Here is a 23,758-nt window from a genome sequence, read left to right on the forward strand (position 1 = left end):
AGATCGCGCCAAGGCCGGTGCATATGTCGGTTCCCGCGGCGATACTTGCGGGGACGAATGACCATGGGGGAGGTCAAGTGACCCACACGCCGAGAGGTGGCGCGGCGCCGCCGGGCGCCGCCGTGCCCGCGACTCCCGCCGTACCGCCGCAGTCCGGTCCTGGCGGTGCCCCGGTCCCGCGGCAGGCACCCGGCGGCGGCTCCCGACTGCCCGCTTCCCGGCGGCAGCCGGAGGCGCCGCGGCGTACGGCGTTCGCCGAGGGCGCCGTCCGTCTGCGTGAGGCCGCCACCACCGAACCCGGACGCCTCAGGGTCATCGGCGCGGTCCTGGCCGCCCTCGTCGTGGCCTTCGGCGCGGTCGCCGCCTGGCAGATGTCCGACCGGGCCGCGGCCGCCGACGACGTCCTCACCAGCAGCGAGCCGCTCGCCTCGGACGCCGCCGACATCTACCGCTCCCTCGCGGACGCCAACACCGCGGCCTCCAGCGGCTTCCTGGCCGGCGGTCAGGAGACCGCCGCCTCCCGGGACAGCTACGAGAGGGGCATTCGCACCGCCGCCGGCAAACTCGTGGGCGCCGCGGCCCATTCCGACCCGGGTTCCTCGTCCGCGGCGACGATCACCGAGCTCAACCGGCTGCTGCCCGAGTACAAAGGGCTGGTGGAGCGCGCCCGTACGTACAACCGGCAGGGCTACCCCGTGGGCGGCGCCTATCTGCGGTACGCGAACGAGAAGATGCAGGAGGAGATGCTCCCGGCGGCGGAGGATCTCTACGAGAAGGAGTCCCGGCGCCTCGAAGCCGACTACGCGGACGCGACACCCTACCCGTGGGCCGCGATCGCGCTCGGTGTCGTCGCCCTCGCCGCGCTCGCCTGGACGCAGCGCCGTATGTACCTGCGGACCCACCGGGTGTTCAACCACGGCCTGGTCGCGGCCACGGCGGCGGCGACGGTGGTGCTGCTCTGGCTGGTCGTCGGTCACAGCCTCGCCCGCTCGGGGCTGAACGGCTCCTACGACCACGGCGTCCGCTCGCTCGGCGTGCTGCACGACGCACGGATCGCGTCCCTGAGCGCCCGCGGCAACGAGAACCTGACGCTGGTGGCCCGCGGCGCCGAGACGAAGAAGGTCGGCGACGAGACGTACGACGCCTACGACCACGACTTCCGGCGCGACATGGCCGCCCTCGACAAGGGTCTGACCCGGGCCGGTGAGCTCGCGGACGACAGCGCCGGCGAGAGGCCGGTCGCCGCCGCCGTGAGCAACATGACGGAGTGGAGGAAGCGCCACGACGCCGCCCGGGAGCAGGACGAGAGCGGCAACTACCAGCAGGCACTGGACCTGGTGATCGGCGGCAGGGGCGCGACCGGCGAGTGCTTCGCCGGCGTCGACGAGAGCCTGGCCACGGCGCTGGCGCACGAGAGGCGCGAGTTCGAGGAGGCGGCCACCGGCGGCCGGGACGCCCTGACGGGCCTCCCGCAGGGCTCCGCGGGCCTCGCCGTCCTGGGCGCGGCGGGCGCGGTGCTGGGCATCGGGCGCAGGCTGTCGGAGTACCGGTGAGAGCGGAAGGGGGCGTGATGGGGAACGTACGACGTCTGCGGACCGGGCTGCGGGGCTGGGGCGGGGTGGGCGCGATGGCCACCCTCTGCGCGCTCGCGCTGGTCTTCGCGCTGGTGCTGACCAGCACCGGCTTCTCCTCCAAGGCCGGGGTCAAGGCGCCGGGGGCCGCCGGACGGGCCGTGACGGACGCCGCGGGCGCGAAGGCGGCCGGGGAGTGCGACGATCCGGAGAAGCAGACCCTGGCCCCCTCCGGCGACGACGGCCCGACGATCGACGCGATCAAGGCCCGCGAGGGCGAGAAACGCAAGCTGATGGTCGGCGTGGACCAGAACAGCTACCGCTGGGGCTACCGCGACCCCAACAGCCCGGGGAGCGCCGGGCTCGAGGGCTTCGACATCGACCTGGCGCACCGCATCGCCGAGGACATACTCGGCGACCGGAACGCGGTCCAGTTCAAGGCGATCCCCACCGACCAGCGCATCCCGGCGATCGAGAGCGGCCGGGTCGACATGGTGGTCCGCACCATGACGATCGCCTGCGACCGCATCGAGGACGTGGCGTTCTCCGCACCGTACTTCAGGACCGGACAGCAGGTGCTGGCCCAGAAGGAGTCCCCGGTCCAGGGGTACGGCCCCACGCTCGCGGACCGGAAGGTCTGCACGGCGGCGGGCTCCACCGCGTTCACGACGCTGGAGGAGGACAGGGCGAGGGGCGTCCTCCCGCAGTCCGTCGACATCCGCACCACCGTCCCCAACCAGCTCGACTGCCTGGTACGGCTGCAGCTCGGCAGGGTCGACGCGGTCGTCACCGACGCCGCGCTCGCCGCGAGCCAGGCCGCGCAGGACCCGACGGTCGAGCTCAAGGGCGACTCCTTCACGACCGAGTACTACGGCGTGGCGATGAAGGACGACGCGGACGACCTGGTCCGCCGGGTCAACCGGATCCTGGAGGACTTCCGCGAGGACACCACGGACGGATGGCAGGCCTCGTACGAGCGTTGGCTGTCACAGACTCTGGGCAAGGATCCGGGGAGTTTTGAACCACCGGCACCGGAGTACCTGCGCGTGAGCTGACCGACCGTCACTTCCCGGCCCGCGGAACCCGCGGAACCCGCGGAACGCAAAAAGCCAAACGCCAAACGCAGAACGCAGAACGCAGAACGACTCACGAACGTCAACGACCGTCCCGCAGCGAGAGGTGATCGATGGGCGACACGGATCCCACCGGGCCGGTGATGGACCGGGACGAGGTGGACCGTGCGCTCGCGCGCCTCGGCGCGGAGCACGAGGCGGTCGAGACCTCGCTCCTCGCCCTGCAGGACCACGCGGGCCGCAGACTCCTGGAGGGCGCCCGCCTCACCGGCCGTACCGAGGAGCGCTGGCAGGCCACCGAGGCGTCGATCACGCTGCTGTGGACGTACTTCGACGCGTACTCCGGCGCGCTGCGCACCGCCCGCGAGATCCGCGCCCGGCGCCGCTGGTCCAGCCACGACGACCTCGTGGAACTGACGGAGCTGCTGCGCGGCGAGTGCGTCACGCTCCCGGGCCCGGTCGCCGTCCCCGCGAACGCGCCGGCGCTCCATGGACGCGCGGGCCGCCTCGGCGAGCGCTACTCGCTGGCCACGCTGGTCGAGCTGATGAACGAGCTGTACGCGTCCTCGCTGGACATGATCGTCGCCGCGGACGCGGTGTGGTCGGCGCTGCCCGCGCGGATCGACTTACTGGCCGCCGAACTCCAGCGCACCCGCAGGCTCGCCCACCCCGTGGGCGTCCGCCCCGGGGAGCACCCGGCGGGCGACGACCTGGAGCGGATCACCCGCACCCTGACCCGGCTGCGCGAGCAGGTGATCTGTGACCCGCTGGCCTTCTGGAAGCCCCTGGAGGGCAGTTCGGCGCCGGGCGGCGGCCGGCCGGACACGACGGTGTACGACCGCGAGGCGCGCGCCCTGGAGGAGGTACGCCGCGAGATCGACGCGGTGCTCGCGGTCCGCCAGGACTCCGAGAAGCGGATCGTGCGGCTGCGGGACGTCCTCTCGCGCGCCGACCGCACGCTCGCCGAGGCGCGTACGGCGCGCGGCGAGGTGCTCGCGAAGATCGCGGCGACGGAGGTGCCGGTCGTCAGCGGCCCGCCGACCGCGCTGCAGGAGCAGCTGGCGACGGCCGCCGAGTACCGCAGGCACGCCCAGTGGCACCGGCTGTCCCCGCTCCTGGATTCCCTGGAGCAGAAGGCGGAGGACGAACTGGTGCGCGCCCGTGAGTCGTTGACCGCGGTCACCGCGCCGCTGGCGATCCGCGCCGAGCTGCGGGGCCGGCTCGACGCGTACAGGGCGAAGGTGGCCCGGCACGGCCTCGCGGAGGACACCGTGCTGGCCGAGCGGTACGAGAAGGCGCGCCGCATGCTGTGGAGCGCGCCCTGCGACCTGCGGGTCGCCGGGGAGGCGGTGCTGCGCTACCAGCACGCCGCCGCCGGACTCCTCGGCACGACGCAGCCCCGGATGCCCGGCCCGTCGGGCCGGGGCGCGCCCGAGGAGCGTGGGGGGTCCGGCGCATGAGCGACGAGGGGGGAGACGGGCGCATGAGTCGGGCGGAGAACCGGACGCACCACCAGGGCCGGCCCCAGAACCGGCCCCAGGGGACCGACGGTGGTTCCGGGGAACGGAGCGGGAACGGCGGACGGAGCGGGAACGGGGAGCGGAACGGGAACGGGGAGCAGCAGGCGCAGTCGTCGCAGCCCGCCTCCGCGGCGCCCCGTGCCTGTCAGCGTCCCGGCTGCGAGGGCGCCTACGAGGACGTCGGCGGCGGTGAGCTGTACTGCGACACCTGCGGGCTCGCCCCGGTCGTGTCGCCGACGGGCACGGTCGGTCCGGTCCCGACCGGCACCGCCGCGGGCGGCCGGGAGTCGCGCGGTTCGCGCGGCTCACGCGGCTCACGCGGCTCACGCGGCTCGCACGGCTCGGCCGGCAGTTCCCGTTCCGGCAGCCGCAGTCCGCGTACGTCGTCCGGCAGGACGTCGCAGTCGGCGAAGTCACGGCGCTCGGTGTCCGGGCGGCTCTCCCGCTCGGCTGCGGGCGGGAGAACCGAGCGCTCGGTGTCGGTGCGCGGCTCCGGGTCCGCCGGCGGTTCCTCCGGCCGGGGCCGGCTGGGCGCGGGGCTGGTCCAGGTCCCGCCGATCCCGCGGCCCGACCCGCGCGCGATGGTCCTGGACACCCCCGAGGTGCCGGAGCGCAAGCGGTTCTGCTCGCGTTCGGACTGCGGGGCCCAGGTGGGCCGTGCGCGGGCGGGCCGGCCGGGCCGCACGGAGGGGTTCTGCACCAAGTGCGGCCACCCGTACTCGTTCGTCCCGAAGCTGCGGGCCGGTGACGTGGTGCACGGCCAGTACGAGGTGGTCGGCTGTCTGGCGCACGGCGGCCTGGGCTGGATCTACCTCGCCGTGGACCGGGCGGTCTCGGACCGCTGGGTGGTCCTCAAGGGCCTGCTGGACACGGGCGACCAGGACGCGATGGAGGCGGCGATCTCCGAGCGGCGCTTCCTCGCGGAGATCGAGCACGCCAACATCGTGCGGATCTACAACTTCGTGGAGCACCTCGACCAGCGCACCGGCTCGCTGGACGGCTACATCGTCATGGAGTACGTCGGCGGCAAGGCCCTCAAGGAGATCGCCAACGGCCGCCGCACACCGGACGGCAGGCGGGACCCGCTGCCGGTGGAGCAGGCGTGCGCGTACGGTATCGAGGCGCTCGAGGCGCTGGGCCATCTGCACTCCCGCAACCTGCTGTACTGCGACTTCAAGGTCGACAACGCGATCCAGACCGAGGACGAGCTCAAGCTGATCGACATGGGCGCGGTGCGCCGGGTGGACGACGACCGGTCGGCCATCTACGGCACGGTCGGCTACCAGGCCCCGGAGGTCGCCGAGGCCGGCCCCTCGGTCGCCTCCGACCTGTACACGGTCGCCCGGACGCTCGCCGTCCTCACGTTCGACTTCCAGGGCTACACGACCGTCTACGCGGACTCACTGCCCGACCCGGACCACATCGACGTCTTCCGCCAGTACGAGTCGTTCTACCGGCTGCTGGTGCGCGCCACCGATCCCGACCCGGCCCGCCGGTTCGCCTCCGCGCAGGAGATGGCCGAGCAGCTCACCGGCGTCCTGCGCGAGGTCGTCTCGGTCCAGTCGGGCCACGCCCGCCCCGCCCTGTCGACCCTGTTCGGCCCGGAGCCGCGGGTGACGGACACCGAGCTGTTCCCCCGGGGGTACGGCGACGTGTCCCGGCTGGGGGCGCGGGCGGTACCCCGAAGAGGGCCGGGACGAGGACACTCGAAGCAGCCGGCGCGGGGCGCGCGGCCCGAGCAGTTCCCCGGAGGGCCGGGCGGGGGCTCGGCGGGCGGACGGTCCGGCACCCCGGGCGCCTCCGTGCCGCCGGGCGCCTCCTCTGACACCGCCCCGGACGGTCTCGTCAGGCCCGTCGACACCGCCGCGGCGGCGCTCGCGCTGCCCGTCCCGCACGTCGACCCGGCCGACCCCAACGCCGGTTTCCTCGCGGGCCTGCCTGCCTCCGCGCCCGCGGAGCTGGTCAACGCCCTGGCCGCGGCGCCCGCGCCGTCTGCCGAGACCCGGCTGCGGCAGGTCCGCGCCTGGCTGGAGACCGGCGAGCCGGACTCCGCGCTGGCCGCGCTGCGGGCCCTGGAGGAGCAGGACCCCGACGACTGGCGGGTGGTCTGGTACCGCGGGGTCGCCGCCCTGGCCACCGGCGACCACGAGGGCGCCGCGCTCGCCTTCGACGCGATCTACGACGCCTTCCCCGGCGAGATCGCGCCGAAGCTGGCGCTCGGCCTGTGCGCCGAGGTGCTGGGCCAGCTCGACAACGCGGCCGAGTACTACCGCCTGGTGTGGTCCACCGACCCGAGCCATGTGAGCGCGGCGTTCGGTCTGGCCCGGGTGCGGCTCGCCACCGGCGACCGGCGGGGCGCCGTACGGACGCTGGAGTCGGTGCCGGAGTCCTCGATCCACTACACGGGCGCGCGGGTGGCGGCCGTACGCGCCCGGCTGCGGGGGTCGGCCGCGACCGCGGGTGACGTACCGTTCCTTGACGACCTGAGTGCCGCGGCGGACCAGGTCGAGGCACTGGATTCGTACGGTCTGGACCCGGCGCGCCGGGAGCAGTTGGCGGTCGAGGTCCTCGGCCGCGCGCTCGACTGGGTACTCTCCGGGGGCCAGGGTTCCGTTCCGCCTCCGCTTCCGGCTCAGCCGGGACGGGGGCAGCGGACCGCCGCCGGGGGACGGACACTGCTCGGCAACGGGCTGGACGAGCGGGACCTGCGCTTCGGACTCGAGCGCTCGTACCGCGCGCTGGCCCGGCTGGCGCGGAGCGGTGAGGAAAGGATCGACCTGGTGGAACGTGCCAACCGTTACCGCCCCCGGACGTGGGTGTAGTTGATGTCGCAGATGCCCCAGCAGGCCGCCCTGTCGAAGTGCCCGAGCTGCGAGGAACCCCTCGAGCCGGGTGACCGTTTCTGCGGTGCGTGCGGATACGACCTGTCGGCCGTCCCGGCACCGCCGGTGGATCATCCGACGATCACCATGAACGCCGGGAACACCGGGAGCGGCTCGGTGCCGTCGCCGAGTCCGGCGGAGCGCGGGGCGCCCCGGCCTCCGGCGGCTCCTTCGGCAACTCCTCCGGCGCCGGTACCGGCGCCGACCGAGCCGGACTGGCCCACCGTCCGCCCTGACGGTTCCGGCGTGTCCGCTCCGACGCACCGGCCCGCGGACCTCGCGGGCACCGACTCGAGCGGCCTGCCGCTGACCGGCGGTCCCCGTCCTCACCCCCACCCCCAGCACTCCGCCCCCGTGCCTCCTCCCCCGCCCTCCCCTCCGGCGCCCCCGCCCCCCGCCGGGGCTCCCCGCCCCTCCGGCGTGCGCTTCGACCGCCCGGCCCAGCTGGTCGCCGAGCCGGCGGCCGGGCAGCCCGAGGAGTACCCGCTCCAGGCCCCGGACCCGCGCGTGGCCTCCGAGCAGGGTGTCGAAGAGGGCTCGACGGTCCCGGGCGGCACCGTGTGCGTGGCCTGTCGTGCGGGCAGGGTGGACGACGACGGCTACTGCGAGAACTGTGGCCACGCCCAGCCACGCGAACGGGACCACATGGAACAGGAATGCGGCCCGCTGGCCGCGGTCAGCGACCGCGGCCTGCGCCACCACCGCAACGAAGACGCCTTCGGCATCGGCACCACCACGCTGCCCGACGGCTCCCCCGCCTCCGTCGCGATCGTCTGCGACGGCGTCTCCTCCGCGACCCGGCCCGACGATGCCTCGCTGGCCGCGTCCCGGGCGGCGAGCGAGTCGCTGCTCGCGGCCCTGCCGCGCGGCACGCACCCCCAGCAGGCGATGCACGAGGCGATCATCGCCGCGTCGGACGCGGTCAACGCGCTGGCCGACGAGCCCGAGACGGAGCGGGAGCGCGCCCCGCACCAGAACGCCCCGGCCTGCACCTTCGTCGGCGCCGTGGTGACGGACGGTCTGCTGGTCGTCGGCTGGGTCGGCGACAGCCGCGTCTACTGGGTCCCGGTGGACCGCTCCGCGCCCCCGGCCCGGCTCACCGAGGACGACTCGTGGGCCGCGCAGATGGTCGCCGCGGGCCTGATGGGCGAGGCCGAGGCGTACGCCGACCAGCGCGCCCACGCGATCACCGGCTGGCTCGGCGCCGACGCGTACGAACTCGATCCGCACACCGCGTCGTTCAAACCGGACCGGCCCGGAGTGGTCGTGGTCTGCACGGACGGGCTGTGGAACTACGCGGAGTCGGCCGAGGAGATGGCCGGGGCCGTCCCCGCCGACGCGGCCGTCCGCCCGCTGCACGGCGCGCGGGTCCTGGTCGGTCACGCCCTCGACGGCGGGGGCCACGACAACGTAACAGTGGCCCTCGTCCCGTTCCCGGCCGTGCCGCAGGGGGCAGGATCGGCCTGAGGCCGCGTACGGCAGGCCCTCGACGGGGAAAGTACAGGGAAGCCGCAGGAAACCGCAGGAGAGCTGCGGACAAGCACAGGCGAACCGGAGGGGACCGGTCCGCCTTCTGTCGTCGCCCCGTTCGGCGGGGTTCTCCAGGGGGAGAGAAACAGGCATGGCCAATTTCGCGAAGTCGAACGTGCCGCGGTTCTCGGTGGACGTGTACCAGAACGAGTACCTGCCGGAGGGCGGTCGCGAGGTCAACGCCATCGTCACGGTGACCGCGACCGGCGGCGGCACCATCGGCAGCACGGTGGCGGCCCCCCATCTCTACGCGCCCGGTGAAGGGCCGTCGGCGGCCGTGGTGCTCATGGTCGACTGCTCCGGCTCGATGGACTGTCCGCCGACCAAGATGCGCAACGCCCGCGACGCCACGGCCGCCGCGATCGACGCCCTGCGCGACGGCGTGCACTTCGCGGTGGTCGGCGGCACGCATGTGGCGAAGGAGGTCTATCCCGGCGCCGGCCGGCTCGCGGTGGCCGACACCGCCACCCGTGAGCAGGCCAAGCGGGCGCTGCGCACGCTGAACGCGGGCGGGGGCACCGCCATCGGCACCTGGCTGAAGCTGGCCGACCGGCTGCTCGCGTCGGCGGACGTGGCGATCCGGCACGGCATCCTGCTCACCGACGGGCGCAACGAGCACGAGTCGCCCGAGGATCTGAAGGCGGCCCTTCAGGCGTGCGCCGGACGCTTCACCTGCGACGCCCGCGGCGTGGGCACCGACTGGGAAGTGAAAGAAGTCACAGCGATCTCTTCCGGTCTCCTCGGCAGCGCCGACATCGTCGCCGATCCGGCCGGACTCGCCGACGACTTCACGCGGATGATGGAGACGGCGATGGGCAAGGAGGTCGCGGACGTCGTTCTGCGGCTGTGGACCCCGCTGGGCGCGACGGTGAAGTTCGTCAAGCAGGTCGCGCCGACGGTCGAGGAGATGACCGGACGACGTACCGAGGCCGGCCTTCGCGCGGGCGACTACCCGCTGGGTTCCTGGGGCGACGAGTCCCGTGACTACCACGTCTGCGTCGAGGTCCCGGCCGCCGGCGTGGGGCAGGAGATGCTCGCCGCCCGGCTCTCGCTGGTCGTCCCGCAGCCCGCCGGCGCCCCGGCCGGCAGCGGCGCGGGCGGTGTCCACAAGCTCGGCGCGCAGGGTCTCGTACGCGCCGTGTGGACGGACGACGTGGCCGCCTCGACGTCGATCAACCCCCAGGTCGCCCACTACACCGGGCAGGCCGAACTGGCGCAAGTCATCCAACAGGGTATCGACCTGCGCAAAGCGGGTGATTTCGATGGAGCAACGTCCAAACTGGGCCGGGCCGTTCAGCTCGCGAGTGTCTCCGGCAACGCCGATACTGCGAAACTGCTTGCGAAGGTGGTGGACGTCGTCGACGCCGCGACCGGTACTGTGCGACTGAAAGCGAGGGTCGAGGAGGCCGACGAGATGACACTCGAAACCCGGTCCACCAAGACTGTTCGTGTAAAGAAGTGAAACTGAACTGAACGAGCCTGGCCTACGGGCCGGAGAACTTCGGTCGGAAGCGACCGGACAAGGAGAGGGGGAAGCGCCGACATGCCGACCTGCCCGAACGGACACCAGTCGGGTTCCGAGGACTGGTGCGAGGTGTGCGGCCACCGCATGGCGGGGTCCGTGCCTCCGCCCCCTCCCCCGCCGCCGCCCGGCGGTGGCTACGGATTCCCTCCTCCCGGCGGCCAGGGCGGTCCCGGCAGCCAGGGCGGTCCCGGCGGCCAGGGCGGCTACGGGGCGCCCGGCGGCCCCGGCCCCGGTGGCAGAGCCGAGCTGTGCCCGCAGTGCCGCACGCCGCGTGAGGGCGCCGCGCCGTTCTGCGAAGAGTGCCGGTGGAACTTCCTGACGAACACGGCGACCTCGTACACCCCGGCCGCCCCGCGCCCCGTCGGTCCGGGACCGGGCGGTCCCGGACCCGGTGGCCCCGGTGGTCACGGCGGCCAGGGCGGTCACGGCGGCCAGGGCGGCCCCGGTGGTCACGGCGGGTACCAGCAGCCGCCCCCGCCCCGTCCGTCGTACGGCGGTGGCAACGGCGGGGACTCCTACGACTACCAGGGCTCCCGTCCGTCCCAGATGAACCGGCCGGCCGAGCCGATCCCGCAGGGCCCGCCCGGTTTCGGCGGCGACCCCTCACGTCCGGTACCGCCACCGCCCGGTCCGAACGGTCCCGGTGGACCCGGTGGACCCGGTGGACCGAACGGTCCCGGTGGACCCGGTCCGCACGGTGGCCAGGGCGGTCCGGGTGGCCAGGGCGGATATGGAGGCCCCGGAGGTCCGAACGGCCCCGGAGGTCCGCAGGCGTACCGGTCCGGTCCACCTGCCCCGCCCGGATTCCCACAGGAGACCGGCCGGCCGCCGCAGCAGGGCGGTCCCGCCTTCGGCGGTGACGACGACTGGGTCATCTCCCCGCCGTCCGACGGCCCCGGTGGCGGCCAGGGCGCCCCGAACGGCCCCGGTCAGCACGGTCAGGGGCAGCACGGCGGCTACGGCTACCCGCAGCCCGGTGCGACCCAGGCGCCGCCCGGTCCCGGCGGCTTCCCGCAGCAGCCCCGGGGTCCGGTGACCTGGACCGCGACGATCGGTCCGGACCGTGACTACTTCATGGCGATGATGCACCGCTCCGGCCCCGAGGCCACGGGCCTGAACCTGCCCGCGTACTCGCCCGAGCAGCAGCGCACCCTCACCGGCAACCAGCTCACGATCGGCCGCCGGCGCCACTCCACCGGTGACACCCCCGACATCGACCTGTCGACGCCGCCGGAGGACCCGGGCGTCTCGCACCAGCACGCGGTGCTGGTGCAGCAGTCGGACGGCAGCTGGGCGGTCGTGGACCAGAACTCGACGAACGGCACGACGGTCAACGGCGGGGAGGAACCGATTCAGCCGTTCGTCCCGGTCCCGCTCCAGGACGGCGACCGCGTCCACGTGGGCGCCTGGACGACCATCACCATCCGCCGCGGCTGAGCGGACGGCACGTACGCGCGTATCAGGAGGGCAGCACCCAGCGGTGCGGCCCTCCTGGGTCGTCCAGCCACGCCCAGCAGTGCTCCTCGCCGACCGTGAGGCCGTAGCGTTCACGCTGCGGCCTCCCCTCGTGCCGCCACACGTCGTACGCCTCCCGGGCCCCGACGCTGCCCGCGGTCAGGGCCAGCAGGAACCGGAACCGGTCGTGCTCCATGGCCCGGCGCGGCACGTCGGCCAGGTCGCCCGCCTCGGCCGGCACCCCCCGCGACCGGTTCGCGCCGCGCAGCGGTACGAAGTAGGCGGGCGTGCGCAGGAACCGGCCCTCGGCGTGCGTCGGACCGTGCACGGTGAGGGCGATCAGGCCGGTGGCGAACGGGGCGAGCACACGGGCGCCGGGCCGGCACTGGGCGAGCCAGGCTCCGGGCACGGACGGCAGCGCGCAGGTCACGATGATCCGGTCGTAGGGGGCGCGTGCGGGCACCCCGCGGGCGCCGTCGCCGGTGACGACCACCGGGTGGTGACCGGCGACGTCCAGGTGCCGGCGGGCCGACTCGGTGATCTCCGGGTCGAGGTCGACGGTGGTGACCAGGTCGTCGTCCCCGAGCCGGTGCGCGAGCAGGGCGGCGTTGTAGCCGCTGCCGGTGCCGATCTCCAGGACCCTGTCGCCGTCGCGGACGCCCAGTTCGACGAGCATCACCGCCATGAGGGACGGCTGGCTGCTGGAGGAGAGCAGCTCTCCGTCGCGCATCCGGATGGCCAGCGGGACGTCCTCGTACACGCCGCGCAGCCAGGCCTCGCGCGCCCGGGGGTCGGTGCTCTCGCCCCACCGCCGCTCGTAGCCCCCGACGACGCCCACGTAGTAGGACGGCACGAACAGATGGCGCGGGACGGCCGCGAACGCCTCCCGCCACACCGGGTCGGCGTCGAACGCCCCGCTCGCGCCGATCTCACGCACCAGCGCGGCCCGCGCCGCACCGGCGAGGTCGTCGAGATCCTGCTGAACAGCGTGCCCGCCCATACCTCCACAGTACGAGCACCGGCCCGGGGGCGGGGCCCGGAGCCTGGCCGGGGGCGGGGCCCGGCCGGTATCGACCCGGGACCCAAGGGCCAAAAGGCGGGGCCTGGGCCTTGAGGCCTATGCCGCCCCGTCTGAGACGATGGAGGAGTGACAGAGATTCGGCGCGGCACGCTTCAGGAGCAGACGTTCTACGAGCAGGTCGGCGGGGAGGAGACCTTCCGCCGGCTCGTCCACCGTTTCTACGAGGGCGTGGCCGGGGACCCGTTGCTGCGTCCCATGTACCCGGAGGAGGACCTCGGCCCGGCCGAGGAGCGGTTCACGCTGTTCCTGATCCAGTACTGGGGCGGTCCGACCACGTACAGCCAGAACCGGGGTCATCCGCGGCTGCGGATGCGGCACGTGCCGTTCAAGGTCGACCGGGCCGCGCACGACGCCTGGCTGAAGCACATGCGCGTCGCCCTCGACGAACTCGGCCTGTCCGAGGAGCACGAGCAGACGCTGTGGAAGTACCTGACGTACGCGGCGGCCTCGATGATCAACTCCCCGGACTGAGACACCCTCCGGGGCTCGGACACCCCTCGGGGCTCAGCGCACGCTGAGCCCCAGCACCCCGCCCGTTCCCGCCCGCCGCAGGGCGATGGACCCGTACGGCGTCCGCAGCCGGAGCCAGGACCCCGAGGCGAGCAGCACCGGCTCGCCGGGATCGCCGGCCGTACCGGCGGACGGGCCCGCCGCCGCTGCCGCACGAAGGAATCCCAGCGACTGGGCCGCGTGCACGGCCCGCACCGGGAGGTCGGTCCCGGCGACCGTGCGGGACCAGATCTCCCGCCCGATCCGGTCGAGTTCGGTCCGGGTACGCGACTCGGGCGCCAGCTCTCCCGTACGCGCCTTGAACTCGGCGACCGCGGCGGCGACGAGCGCCCGCAGGGCCTCCGGTGCGGGCAGCCCCGGTTCGGCCGCCTGCCAGCCCTTGCGCGGGGGCAGCACCCCGGCCCACGGCGGCCCGGTCACCGCACCCGGCACGGCGGCGGTGGCAGCGGCCTCGTCCACCCATTCCAGCAACTCACCGGCGGACACGGTCACGTCCAGAGTGACCTCGAGACCGTCCTCGTACGGCTTGGCCAGCCGTACCGCGCGGATGGCCAGCACCTCGAAGGAGGGCGGCCGGCCGAACACCGCGAGGGCGGTGCCCGACGCCTGGAGGCGCACCGCGGCCCCACGGTCGTAGTGGAGCAGCCGGGAGAGGAAGGCCGCGAGGTCCGCAGCCTCCCTCTCGTCGGCGAGGTGGAGCGCCGTCATGCCGCGACGGCCTCGTCCTGTTCGGTGTCGGCGGCGTCGCCCCCGCCGCCGCCGCCGTCGTCCGTGTACTCCTGGAGGAACTCCCGTTCCTCCCGGGTGATGCGGCGCGGACGCTGCGCCTCGAAGTCGAACGGCACGATCACCGTGGACGCCCGGACGTAGACCTGGTCGCCGTCCTTCACCTCGTAGGTGAGGGTGAAGGACGCGGCCCGTATCTCCGTGACCCACAGCTCGATGTCCACGGGTGCGTGCCGGTGGACGAGCTGCCGCTTGTAATCGATCTCGTGGCGCGCCACCACGGACCCCTGCTGGAAGTCCTTGTCCGGGCGGAACAGGAAGTCGATACGGGCCTCCTCCAGATACCGGAGGAAGACCACGTTGTTGACGTGGCCGTACGCGTCCATGTCCGCCCAGCGCAGCGGGCAGCGGTAGATGTGCCGCAAGAGATCAGCCCCGGGTCAGCTTCTTGTAGGTGGCGCGGTGCGGGCGCGCGGCGTCCGGTCCGAGCCGCTCGATCTTGTTCTTCTCGTACGACTCGAAGTTGCCCTCGAACCAGAACCACTTGGACTCGCCCTCGTAGGCGAGGATGTGGGTGGCGACCCGGTCCAGGAACCACCGGTCGTGGGAGACGACCACGGCGCACCCGGGGAACTCCAGCAGCGCGTTCTCGAGGCTGCCGAGGGTCTCGACGTCGAGGTCGTTGGTGGGCTCGTCGAGGAGCAGCAGGTTGCCGCCCTGCTTGAGGGTGAGCGCGAGGTTCAGCCGGTTGCGCTCACCGCCGGAGAGGACGCCGGCGGGCTTCTGCTGGTCCGGGCCCTTGAAGCCGAAGGCGGAGACGTACGCCCGGGAGGGCATCTCGACCTGGCCGACGTTGATGTAGTCGAGCTCGTCCGACACGACGGCCCAGAGCGTCTTCTTGGGGTCGATGTTGGCGCGGCTCTGGTCGACGTAGGAGATCTTGACGGTGTCGCCGACCTTGATCGACCCGGAGTCGGGTTCCTCGAACCCCTGGATCATCTTGAACAGCGTGGTCTTGCCCGCACCGTTGGGCCCGATGACCCCGACGATCCCGTTGCGCGGCAGCGTGAAGGAGAGGTCGTCGATGAGGACCTTCTCGCCGAAGCCCTTGCTGAGGTTGTTCACCTCGACGACGATGCTGCCCAGCCGCGGACCCGGCGGGATCTGGATCTCCTCGAAGTCCAGCTTCCGCATCTTGTCGGCCTCGGCGGCCATCTCCTCGTACCGGGCGAGACGGGCCTTGGACTTGGCCTGGCGCCCCTTGGCGTTGGAGCGGACCCACTCGAGCTCGTCCTTGAGGCGCTTCTGCCGCTTCACGTCCTTGGCGCCCTCGACCTTGAGGCGGGCGGCCTTGGTCTCGAGGTACTTGGAGTAGTTGCCCTCGTAGCCGTGCAGGCGGCCGCGGTCGACCTCGCAGATCCACCCGGCGACGTTGTCCAGGAAGTACCGGTCGTGGGTGACGGCGACGACGGTGCCCTCGTACTTGGCGAGGTGCTGCTCGAGCCAGTTCACCGACTCGGCGTCGAGGTGGTTGGTGGGCTCGTCGAGGAGCAGCAGGTCGGGCGCCTCGAGCAGCAGCTTGCAGAGCGCGACGCGACGCTTCTCACCACCGGAGAGGTTGGCGACGGGCCAGTCGCCGGGCGGGCAGCCCAGAGCGTCCATGGCCTGCTCGAGCTGGGCGTCGAGGTCCCAGGCGTTGGCGTGGTCGAGCTGCTCCTGCAGCTTGCCCATCTCGTCCATGAGCGCGTCGGTGTACTCGGTCGCCATCTGCTCGGCGATCTCGTTGAACCGGTCGAGCTTGCCCTTGACCTCGGCAACACCCTCCTGGACGTTCTCCAGGACGGTCTTGTCCTCGGTCAGCGGGGGCTCCTGGAGCAGGATGCCCACGGTGTAACCGGGGGTGAGGAAGGCGTCGCCGTTGGACGGCTGTTCCAGCCCCGCCATGATCTTCAGAACGGTCGACTTACCGGCACCGTTCGGGCCGACGACACCGATCTTCGCCCCCGGATAGAAGCTCAGGGTGACATCGTCGAGGATCACCTTGTCGCCGTGCGCTTTGCGCGCCTTGCGCATGGTGTAAATGAACTCAGCCAAGAGAAACCGTCCGGCAGCTTGAAACTGGCAGTGGGCAGATACACCCCATCTTGCCGCACCGCCACCCCTGGAACGAAACGCGTTCGGCCCGGAGCCTCTGATCTGGGGTTTCTCCGGTCGCGCCGGTGGCTCGTCCGTCACTGCCGGTCGCTGCCGGCCGGCCTCGGGAAACCTTGGACGTCCCAAAGACGGCTCCAGGGACCGTGTCCCGGACGTCTCCCCTCACTCCCCGAGAAAGCGAACTGCTTGAGCACCGCGTCGACGTCTCTCTGCCGAGCCGGCGTTCACCGTCCGATCCGTAGCTCCGGAGAGATCGGACGACGAGGATCATCGGGGCCGCGTCGGCCCGGCCGTCGCACCCGGTCATCGGGTTTTGACACGGGGCTCACGGCGCGTTCACGGAGAGCACCGTGCCGGTCTCGAACGTGAGGAAGAGCGCACCGCCGGACATCATGGCAGTGCCGGGGCGGGCGGGTACCGGGCCGCCGGGTGTGTCCTCCGTGGGCCAGTCGGGGTAGGTCCGTTGGATCTCCCCCTCCCCGCTGTCGAGCTCGAAGCTCCGTACCCCGGCCTCCCCCAGAGTCAACACCCGGTCTCCGGCCACCAGTGCCAGTGGGTCACCGGCCGCCCCCACCCACCACTGCTCCCGCCCGGTCAGCAGGTCCACGGCCTGCAGGTAAGGGGTGCCCTGCCGCCGGCCGGGGCCTTGGGTGACAGCCAGACCGGCGCGGCTCACGGCGGAGGGGATGACGGTGCGGACGTCACTCACCTGCTTCAGTGTTCCGGCGTCCCGCACACCGTCCGGGCAGATGGCGTGGTTCGCGCCCCGGGCAGGCAGGCGGCAGTATTCGGGGACCCCGGCCACGGTCTTCCCGGTCGCCCGGTCCAGCGTGAGGGATTCGATGAGGCCGTCCACCCAGACGCGGTCGCCCACGACGTCCAGGGAGAGGGGGAACGCGCTGTCGAGCACGCGCTCCCACTGCTGTTGGCGGTCCCGGGCCGAGTAGGCACGGAACAACATGTTGCCGGCGGTTCCCACACCGCCGTCTCCTGTGTAGGAGACGAAGACCTGCCCCTTGTGCACCCGTGCGGTCGACGGCCTGTAGCCGGTCTCACCGGCCAGCTTGCCCACCGGTTCGCCGTCGCTAAGACGCAGGACCACGAAACCGTCCTCGTCCGCCGAGGTGACGTAGGCGTGGCGGGCGTCCAGGTCGAGGCCGCCCACGCTGTTCTTGTCGGTCATCTCGTTCTCGGCCGGGTACTGCCACAGGGCGGCGCCGTCGGACGCGTTCCTCGCCTCCAGCCACAGTCGTTGCCTGCCTTCGTCATACAGCCGGCAGACGATGACCGTGCCGCTGAGCGCACAGTCCAGGGGCCTGCCCGAGCCCTCGAAGGAGGCGACCCACGGTGACCATCCCTCGGGCAGATTCGAGCGGTCCATCGCGTCCGGGCCGAAATCCCGCATCGCACTGGTGACCACGGGCACAGCGGGTCCAGTGGCACCCGGGCTGCCGGAGGAGCTCGGAGTGGGCCGCTCGTCCGCGTTCGCGCCGGCACCGTCTTCCTCACCGAGCAGGGGCAGCAGCAGAGCGGTCAGGGTACCGGCCAGCAGTCCGGCACCTGCGCCGACGGCCCACCGCAGACGGTTGCCCCACCGTGGGGCGGTGGGAAGGACGGCGGGGGCGGGCGTGGTTCCGGGCGGGTCGTCGGGGGTGGATGGGGTGGCTGTGGGGCCCGGCGGTCTGCGCGGCGCCGGGGGCGCGATCAGGGCCCTGCCGACGGCGACCTCGTACTCGGCGATCACTCGGCGCACGTTGTCCGGCCAGGGGAAGGGTCCAAAGCGCGATGCCGAGGAGCCGGGGCGGGCGGCGGCGGCCGCGGGATCCAGCGACCGGATCAGCTCTCCCGGTGTGGGCCGCCGGGCAGGGTCGCGGTGCAGGCAGGCGGTGACCACGTCCCGCAGCACTTCCGGCAGCCGGGACAGGTCGGCGTTCCCTTGGGCGATGCGGTGCACGATCGCGGCGAGTTCCCCGTCCTGGAACGGCCCCTGCCCTGTGGCCGCGAAACAGAGGACCGCGCCGAGACAGAAGACATCGGACTTGGCCGTCACCGAGCGGTCGCCCGCGATGTGTTCCGGCGACATGAAGCCCGGCGAGCCGACCATGATGCCGGTCGCGGTGAGCGCCGTCGCGTCGTACGCCCGAGCGATGCCGAAGTCGATGAGCTGCGGGCCGCGGGCGCCCAGAACGACGTTGGCGGGCTTCAGGTCCCGGTGCATGAGTCGTGCGCCGTGCACGGCGGCCAGCCCGCGGGCAAGGTCCGCCCCGAGTTCCCGTACAACGGGTACGGGCAGCGCGCCTGCACGGGTGACCGCCTCGTCGAGCGAGGGACCGACGACGTACTCGGTGGCGAGCCACGGCCGTTCGGCGTCCGGATCGGCATCGACGAGCGCGGAGACGTACGGGCTGCGCACCGCGCGGGCGGCCTCCGCCTCCCGCCGGAACCGAAGCCGGAAGTCACCTGTCGACTCCAGATCCCGGCGGACCGTCTTCAACGCGACGAGGTCCTCGGGACCACCGTCGGGCGGAAGAGCGAGGTGGACCGTTCCCATGCCGCCGGAGCCGAGGCCGGCGAGCAGCCGGTAGGGGCCGACGTCGTACGGAGCGTGGGCGTCGAGTGGGCGCAGCACGGTGGGCGACTCCAGGTCGGGTGGTCGTCGTGACGAGGGCACAGCCTTCGGGGCGGAACGGGGCGGGTCGGGGGCGTCAGGCGGGAAGCTCGATCGAGCGGATGGTGCCGTCGTGGAAGACGAGGAAGAGCACCCCGCCCACTGAGAGCGGTTCCGGAGCCCAGACGTACTGGTCGAGCTCTCCGTTGACTCCGTCGCTCACTCGGTTGCCGGGCGCGTTCCCGATTGCGGTCCGCCTGCGCTCACCACTCTTCAGCGGCAGCGTGTAGAGGTAGCGGTTGTCGAGGAACAGCGCCGTGGAGCCGACGATCGCGGCCTCGGAGTGGACGTATCCGTACTCATCGGCACTGCCCTCCCCGCTCCCCGGGTCTTCCTGGTCCTCCAGTCGCGTCGGGAAGACCCCGACGGTGCGCGGTCCGCCTTCGGAAGCGGTCGCCCTCAGGGTGGTGAGGGCGAACTTCGTGCGGTCCCGCTCCAGCTTGTACTCACCACTGCCCGCGGAGATCACGCCCTCCGCGGGGATCACGGGCGTGCCGGGGTCCGGGGAGCCGTTGGCCACCGGCTTCAGTGTCACCGCGTCCAACGTCACGGTTCCCTTCCCCCCGATGTCGCAGAGCACTCCGCCACCGTGTGCACGGACCGCGCCGCACTCGCCGCCGTCCTCCGGCAGAGACAGCTGGGTCGGTCGGCCGGTCCGCGCCTCGAAGGCGGTCAGGCCGCCTTCGGTTCTGGCGATGAGACGCCCCGCCACGAACGAATCACCCACGAAAGCCCCGTCGACGGCCCCCGGCCTGTCGGACGACGCCAGTTGCCGTTGCCAGAGAGCCTCGCCCGTGACGGCGTCAAACGCGTGAGCCGTGGCCCGCGCTCCGTTCGCGGTGACGAAGGCGACGCCCTCACCCAGGAACACGTCACCCTCGGCCCGCCCCGCCCCCTCGTCCTCCAGGGACCGTTCCCAGCGGACGGTTCCGTCCGCAAGCGAGCGGCCCCGCACCTTTTCCCCTTCGGCGGAGACGACCGTGTCGCCGTGGATCACCGGATTGGTCGGGTTCCCGGGAAGCCGCAGACCTCGCGAGCCGGAGAGCACGGGGGACTCGTCAGGAGCAGCCGAACCGGCCTTCCACAGTGGCTTGCCGTCGGCCGCGCGCACCGCCTCCAGGCCGCCGTCCAGGGTGCGGCACACCAGGGTTTCGCTGTTCATCGCGCATCTCAGGGGCCGCTCCGTCATCGTGGCGCTCCACGGTTTCCAGCCGTCCGGGCGGGCGCTGGAATCGACGGGAAAGTACCCGGTGCGCTCGGCGCCGTAGCGATCGACTCCCGCCGTCGGCTGAACGGTTCGGGACGGTGACGCTCCCGGCTTCGCCGTGCGCTCGTCCGGCGGGCTGTCATCCTCCAACGACCGCAGTCCGACCGCTCCGAGCACCCCCACCACCATCGCTCCCGCCACCACGGCCGCGACGGTCCTGCCACGACGCGCGCCTGCGGGGACGGGCGTCCACGAGGCGGGGAGCTGCGGGGGCCGGCCGGTGACGGTCTGCGCACTGTGGACCGGCGAGGCGCCCGGCATGGTCGGGGCCGGGCGGTTCACTGGGGCGACAGCGGCGAGGGTCCGGGCGAGCTCGTCCTCGTGCTCCTTCACCAGGGCCCGTACCGCGGGTGGCCACACGAACGGGCTGTCCGGGTCGCCCACAGCCGCCCCGAAACGGACGTCCAGTTCGGCGGCGTCGGGGCGGGAGGACGGATCGGGGGCGAGGCAGTCCTCGATCAGCTCGCGCACCTCGGCCGGTACGGCGGTCAGATCGGCCTGGACCTGGGAAATCCGGTACAGCACCGCAGCCACCGGCCCGTCCCCGAAGGGGTTTTCCCCCGTGGCGGCGAAACAGAGCACGGAAGCCAGGCTGAAGATGTCGGACGCGGCGACCACATGCCGCCCGCCCAGGACGTGTTCGGGCGACATGTAGCCCGGGGAACCGACCATCGCACCGGTCACCGTCATCGTGCTGGCACCGAAGACACGGGCGATACCAAAGTCGATGACCATGGGCCCGCCGGCCCCGAGCAGGACGTTCGCCGGTTTCAGGTCGCGGTGCTGGACACGGGCGTGGTGGATGCCGCGCAGCGCGCGTGCGAGGCCGAGACCGAGGCGCCGCACTGCTTCGGCGGGCAGCGGGCCTGTCACGCGTACGGCACGCTCCAGCGTCGGGCCCGCCACGTATTCGGTGGCCATCCAGGGCTCCGCGGCGTCCGCGTCCCCGGCCAACAGGCGTGCGGTGGAGCGGCTCTCGACCTCTCTGGCCGTCGCCATCTCCCTGCGGAAGCGATCACGGAACGCCGGATCGCCGCTCAGGTCCGCCCGTATCGTCTTGACGGCGACGAGCTGCGGCTCCGCACTCGGGGGAGAGGGGCGCTCGTCGGCGCCCAGATACACCTCGCCCATGCCGCCCGCGCCCAGCCGGGCAAGGATCCGATAGGGGCCGACCTGTCGCGGAGAGCGGTCGTGGAACTCACCGGGCATGCCGCCGCACGCCTCCCGGGAAGGAGCCGACCGTGACTGTCACGGTGATGCGAACGTACATACGTCGTCCTCCTGTTGCCGGTGCGTCCGGCGATCTACCTTCGCATCTGTCCGTGGCAGCGTCCAGATCACGGATTCGAAGCACCGGGAACGCTGTCACCATGCATCTGTCGAACGTGATCGTCCGAAGGGAAGCCCTGTTCGATCACACCTGGAGGGCCTGGCCGGGCGCCGGCGAACCAGCTCGGTCACCGTCGCATCGCTGCCCCCGGCGACACCGGTTCGCGTCGATGAGGGCAGGATCGACGTGCTGCGGGGCGAGGGCCCACGACGAGCGCGGTAGCGGTGCCTCACCACGCCGAGGCCGGACCTCGTCGACGTCCCCGAGCACAAACCCGTCTCCCGCCGGCCGGTCCCGCTGCCCCCGAGCACCGGAAGGCTCCACCCACCCCTGAGTGTGGCCCGGCAGATCACCGCCGGCACACCAACCGACCGAAGCCGCAGTCCGCCCACGGCAAACCGGATCGATCCGTTCCTTGACACGCGCGTGGCGGTGAGGGACAGGCATCGTTCCGGGATGTCGGTCGAGGTCCCTACCGCAGAACCCGCCTGGAGGTTTTGTTTGGATCGGCCCATGCCTTCCGCCGGCGCACCGGACGGGACACGGGCGGGAACAGCGTTCGCGGTCCTGTTCGGCGAGGCGTTTGTCGCGTGCTGGTGCTGCTGCCCGGTCTGGACGTCGTCTGCTTCTTCGCGCCGCCCCTGGCCCTCGCCGGGCCTGTGCGGGCCTGTGCCGAGTACCGGGCATCGGCCCGCGGTCGAACGAGCAGGCCGCACGCCGTGGTCGGCGGCGTGCCGGCCCTGCCGGGAGCGACAGCGGCGATCCTTTACGTGGTCTTCCCCGCCACTCGTCCGGATCTTGGCATCCAGGAGTAACCGTCCGACGGGCGCGTCGATCGAGTGCGTCAGTTGCCGCGCCCCCTCTCGCGCTGGCGGGTGATGACCAGGGCCGTTCCGCCGAGGACGACCAGGGTGATGGCGGTGCCGACGATCCAGGGGGCCGCGCCGGTGGCGCCGGTGGCGGCGAGGTTGACGTCGTCGGGGCCGACCACCACGGGAGTGGGAGTGGGGCCGTTGAGGGTGTGGACGTCGACGCCGGTCTCGGCGGCCTTGGTCCGGCAGTCGAGCATGCCGGTGAACCGCTTCTCGAATCCGTCCGCGCCCTGGACCGTGAAGTCGTACGTCCGGTCCTCGGCCACCGGGACCGTCACCGTGCGGGTGGCGCCCGGCTCCACGCTGTACTCGCGGTCGGCGAGTTCGAAGGTGAAGGGCTCGTCGTCCTGGTTGGTGGTGATGACGTCGACGCCGCCCTCGGCGCAGTTCTTCCGGGCGGACATCGCCGGTATCGCGCCCTGCTCCGCCCAGGTCGCGCTCGCCGTCGCGGAGACCGTCGAGGTGCTGGAGCCGGCCAGGATCTGCGTCTGGCTGCGGCTCTCCGAGGCGAACGCCCGGCCGACCGGCACCGTGGTCGAGGCCTGCGCGGTCAGCTGGACCGTGTCCGCCGGCGCGTCCTCGGGTATCTCGAAGAACACCTCGGTGCCGTCCACCGCGGTGGTGACCGGCAGGCCGTCCGCGTCCAGGATCCGGACCCCGCTCGTGGTGGCGTCCGCCGGCGGCGACACCGTCACGCTGCCCGCGTCCGTACGTACCGTCACCGGGCCGAGCAGCTCGCCGGGGCGTCCGGAGACGGCCGGCGGGTCCAGGGTGAGTGACGCCTGCGGCTCCGCCCGGTTCCGCGCGTTCTTCTCCAGGTAGTCCGCGAGCTGCTCCGCCTGCGGGTCGAGGGCGTCCACGTCCACGTCGTCGGAGTAACGCCAGATCGCCACCTGCGTGCCGGCCGCCGCGTCCTGTTCGGTCAGCTCGCCCCGGACGCCCGCCCGGTCGGCGAGCGCCGCGAGGTCGTTCACCTGGGGGTAGGAGTTCCGCAGGATCCAGTGGATCCTGCCGGCGTCCTCGTTGGCGCCCAGCGAGGTACCGCCCCAGGCGGTCTCGCGGTACTCGGCGTCCGTCTGCGTGGGGGTGTGGATGTCGACGCAGTACGTCTGCAGCATGCCGCCGCCCTCGACGGACATCTCGAACAGCCCCGCCGACACCTGCTGGTCCCCGGCGGTACTGCGGATCACGGCCTCGCCGTACGTCTTCAGGCCGTCCACGGTCGCGGCAGCTCCGCCCTCACCGCGCGTCGTCCCGCCGTCTGCGGCCGCCGTCCCGGCGCCGGCCAGTACACCGGCGGCGACGGATCCGGCCACCAGCGTCCCGGCGGCGAGACGTCTCACCGGCCCGAACCCGCGTGCGGACAACGCCGAGAACCCAGAGGACGCAGCAAACACCGATTTCCCTTCCGAGCGGGGCCCGTTGACGTGGGGGGCGGGTCCCACCAGCAGAATCACCGACCCCGAGAACCCCGGAAGCCATGCCCGGCATCCTAAGTACGCCACGAACCGCACCTGCCGATGATCAGGTCGGAGGCCCGATCCGACGTGGAATCGTTATCCCTGGGGTGCGCGCGAACAGAGATTGTCGATAA

General features: G+C 72.5%; 16 protein-coding genes. 9 read left to right on the forward strand and 7 right to left on the reverse strand.

All coding sequences use genetic code 11. From position 1 onward, the window contains the following. Positions 1-77: 77 nt before the first annotated feature. The 7 genes from ACWZEH_RS11110 (at position 78) to ACWZEH_RS11140 (ending at position 11,538) form a co-directional block, all read left to right on the forward strand. Entirely contained in the window at positions 78-1,553 is a 1,476-nt protein-coding gene (locus ACWZEH_RS11110) for a hypothetical protein (RefSeq protein WP_456197910.1), read from the forward strand. 17 nt (positions 1,554-1,570) lie between these two features. Continuing rightward, on the forward strand, positions 1,571-2,626 hold the full coding sequence (locus ACWZEH_RS11115; protein WP_456197911.1) for a glutamate ABC transporter substrate-binding protein: 1,056 nt from the start codon (positions 1,571-1,573) through the stop codon (positions 2,624-2,626). 131 nt (positions 2,627-2,757) lie between these two features. Continuing rightward, positions 2,758-4,104: a coiled-coil domain-containing protein gene (locus tag ACWZEH_RS11120; protein WP_456197912.1), complete on the forward strand. Its 1,347-nt coding sequence runs from the start codon at positions 2,758-2,760 to the stop codon at positions 4,102-4,104. A 23-nt stretch (positions 4,105-4,127) separates the two neighbouring features. Then, positions 4,128-6,986, forward strand: coding sequence for a serine/threonine-protein kinase (locus ACWZEH_RS11125; RefSeq protein ID WP_456197913.1), 2,859 nt, complete (start codon positions 4,128-4,130; stop codon positions 6,984-6,986). Between the two features lie 3 nt (positions 6,987-6,989). Next, positions 6,990-8,513 carry a PP2C family protein-serine/threonine phosphatase gene (locus ACWZEH_RS11130; protein WP_456197914.1) on the forward strand — a complete coding sequence of 508 codons (1,524 nt, stop codon included), beginning with the start codon at positions 6,990-6,992 and terminating at the stop codon, positions 8,511-8,513. Between the two features lie 154 nt (positions 8,514-8,667). Beyond that, complete coding sequence (locus ACWZEH_RS11135) at positions 8,668-10,038, forward strand: vWA domain-containing protein (protein ID WP_456197915.1); 1,371 nt, start codon at positions 8,668-8,670, stop codon at positions 10,036-10,038. Positions 10,039-10,119: 81 nt separating this feature from the next. Beyond that, entirely contained in the window at positions 10,120-11,538 is a 1,419-nt protein-coding gene (locus ACWZEH_RS11140; RefSeq protein ID WP_456197916.1) for an FHA domain-containing protein, read from the forward strand. Positions 11,539-11,560: 22 nt separating this feature from the next. Here the strand turns inward: ACWZEH_RS11140 and ACWZEH_RS11145 are convergent, their stop codons facing one another. Beyond that, a complete protein-coding gene (locus ACWZEH_RS11145; RefSeq protein WP_456197917.1) occupies positions 11,561-12,556 on the reverse strand; it encodes a methyltransferase domain-containing protein in 996 nt (331 codons plus the stop codon). 147 nt (positions 12,557-12,703) lie between these two features. Here ACWZEH_RS11145 and ACWZEH_RS11150 point away from each other — a divergent pair, with 147 nt between their 5' ends. Continuing rightward, positions 12,704-13,108, forward strand: a complete 405-nt coding sequence (locus ACWZEH_RS11150) for a globin (protein ID WP_456197918.1) — start codon at positions 12,704-12,706, stop codon at positions 13,106-13,108. Positions 13,109-13,141: 33 nt separating this feature from the next. On the opposite strand, the gene ACWZEH_RS11155 is transcribed toward ACWZEH_RS11150, so the two are convergent. From ACWZEH_RS11155 to ACWZEH_RS11175, 5 genes are all read right to left on the reverse strand, one after another. After that, a complete protein-coding gene (locus ACWZEH_RS11155; RefSeq protein WP_456197919.1) occupies positions 13,142-13,855 on the reverse strand; it encodes a DUF8010 domain-containing protein in 714 nt (237 codons plus the stop codon). Beyond that, positions 13,852-14,298, reverse strand: coding sequence for an acyl-CoA thioesterase (locus ACWZEH_RS11160; protein WP_456197920.1), 447 nt, complete (start codon positions 14,296-14,298; stop codon positions 13,852-13,854). The genes ACWZEH_RS11155 and ACWZEH_RS11160 overlap by 4 nt, the downstream gene beginning before the upstream one ends. Positions 14,299-14,302: 4 nt before the next feature. Further along, positions 14,303-15,967 carry an energy-dependent translational throttle protein EttA gene (gene ettA, locus ACWZEH_RS11165; protein WP_456197921.1) on the reverse strand — a complete coding sequence of 555 codons (1,665 nt, stop codon included), beginning with the start codon at positions 15,965-15,967 and terminating at the stop codon, positions 14,303-14,305. Positions 15,968-16,352: 385 nt separating this feature from the next. Continuing rightward, the gene (locus tag ACWZEH_RS11170; RefSeq protein WP_456197922.1) at positions 16,353-18,656 is read right to left on the reverse strand and encodes a serine/threonine-protein kinase; all 2,304 of its coding nucleotides are present in this window, start codon (positions 18,654-18,656) and stop codon (positions 16,353-16,355) included. Positions 18,657-18,732: 76 nt separating this feature from the next. Beyond that, positions 18,733-21,171, reverse strand: a complete 2,439-nt coding sequence (locus ACWZEH_RS11175) for a protein kinase domain-containing protein (RefSeq protein ID WP_456197923.1) — start codon at positions 21,169-21,171, stop codon at positions 18,733-18,735. Positions 21,172-21,882: 711 nt separating this feature from the next. On the opposite strand from ACWZEH_RS11175, the gene ACWZEH_RS11180 reads away from it, so the two are divergent. Further along, positions 21,883-22,107: a hypothetical protein gene (locus ACWZEH_RS11180; RefSeq protein WP_456197924.1), complete on the forward strand. Its 225-nt coding sequence runs from the start codon at positions 21,883-21,885 to the stop codon at positions 22,105-22,107. Positions 22,108-22,136: 29 nt separating this feature from the next. Here the strand turns inward: ACWZEH_RS11180 and ACWZEH_RS11185 are convergent, their stop codons facing one another. Continuing rightward, a complete protein-coding gene (locus tag ACWZEH_RS11185) occupies positions 22,137-23,507 on the reverse strand; it encodes a Cys-Gln thioester bond-forming surface protein (RefSeq protein WP_456197925.1) in 1,371 nt (456 codons plus the stop codon). Positions 23,508-23,758: the final 251 nt, after the last annotated feature.

Source organism: Streptomyces yamdrokensis (assembly GCF_053890455.1).

Coding starts and splice junctions, on each gene's coding strand:
- ACWZEH_RS11135 (WP_456197915.1), top strand. CDS start 8,668: ATGGCCAATTTCGCGAAGTCGAACGTGCCGCGGTTCTCGGTGGACGTG.
- ACWZEH_RS11155 (WP_456197919.1), bottom strand. CDS start 13,855: ATGACGGCGCTCCACCTCGCCGACGAGAGGGAGGCTGCGGACCTCGCG.
- ACWZEH_RS11140 (WP_456197916.1), top strand. CDS start 10,120: ATGCCGACCTGCCCGAACGGACACCAGTCGGGTTCCGAGGACTGGTGC.
- ACWZEH_RS11175 (WP_456197923.1), bottom strand. CDS start 21,171: ATGCCCGGTGAGTTCCACGACCGCTCTCCGCGACAGGTCGGCCCCTAT.
- ACWZEH_RS11130 (WP_456197914.1), top strand. CDS start 6,990: ATGTCGCAGATGCCCCAGCAGGCCGCCCTGTCGAAGTGCCCGAGCTGC.
- ACWZEH_RS11115 (WP_456197911.1), top strand. CDS start 1,571: ATGGGGAACGTACGACGTCTGCGGACCGGGCTGCGGGGCTGGGGCGGG.
- ACWZEH_RS11145 (WP_456197917.1), bottom strand. CDS start 12,556: ATGGGCGGGCACGCTGTTCAGCAGGATCTCGACGACCTCGCCGGTGCG.
- ACWZEH_RS11125 (WP_456197913.1), top strand. CDS start 4,128: ATGAGTCGGGCGGAGAACCGGACGCACCACCAGGGCCGGCCCCAGAAC.
- ACWZEH_RS11120 (WP_456197912.1), top strand. CDS start 2,758: ATGGGCGACACGGATCCCACCGGGCCGGTGATGGACCGGGACGAGGTG.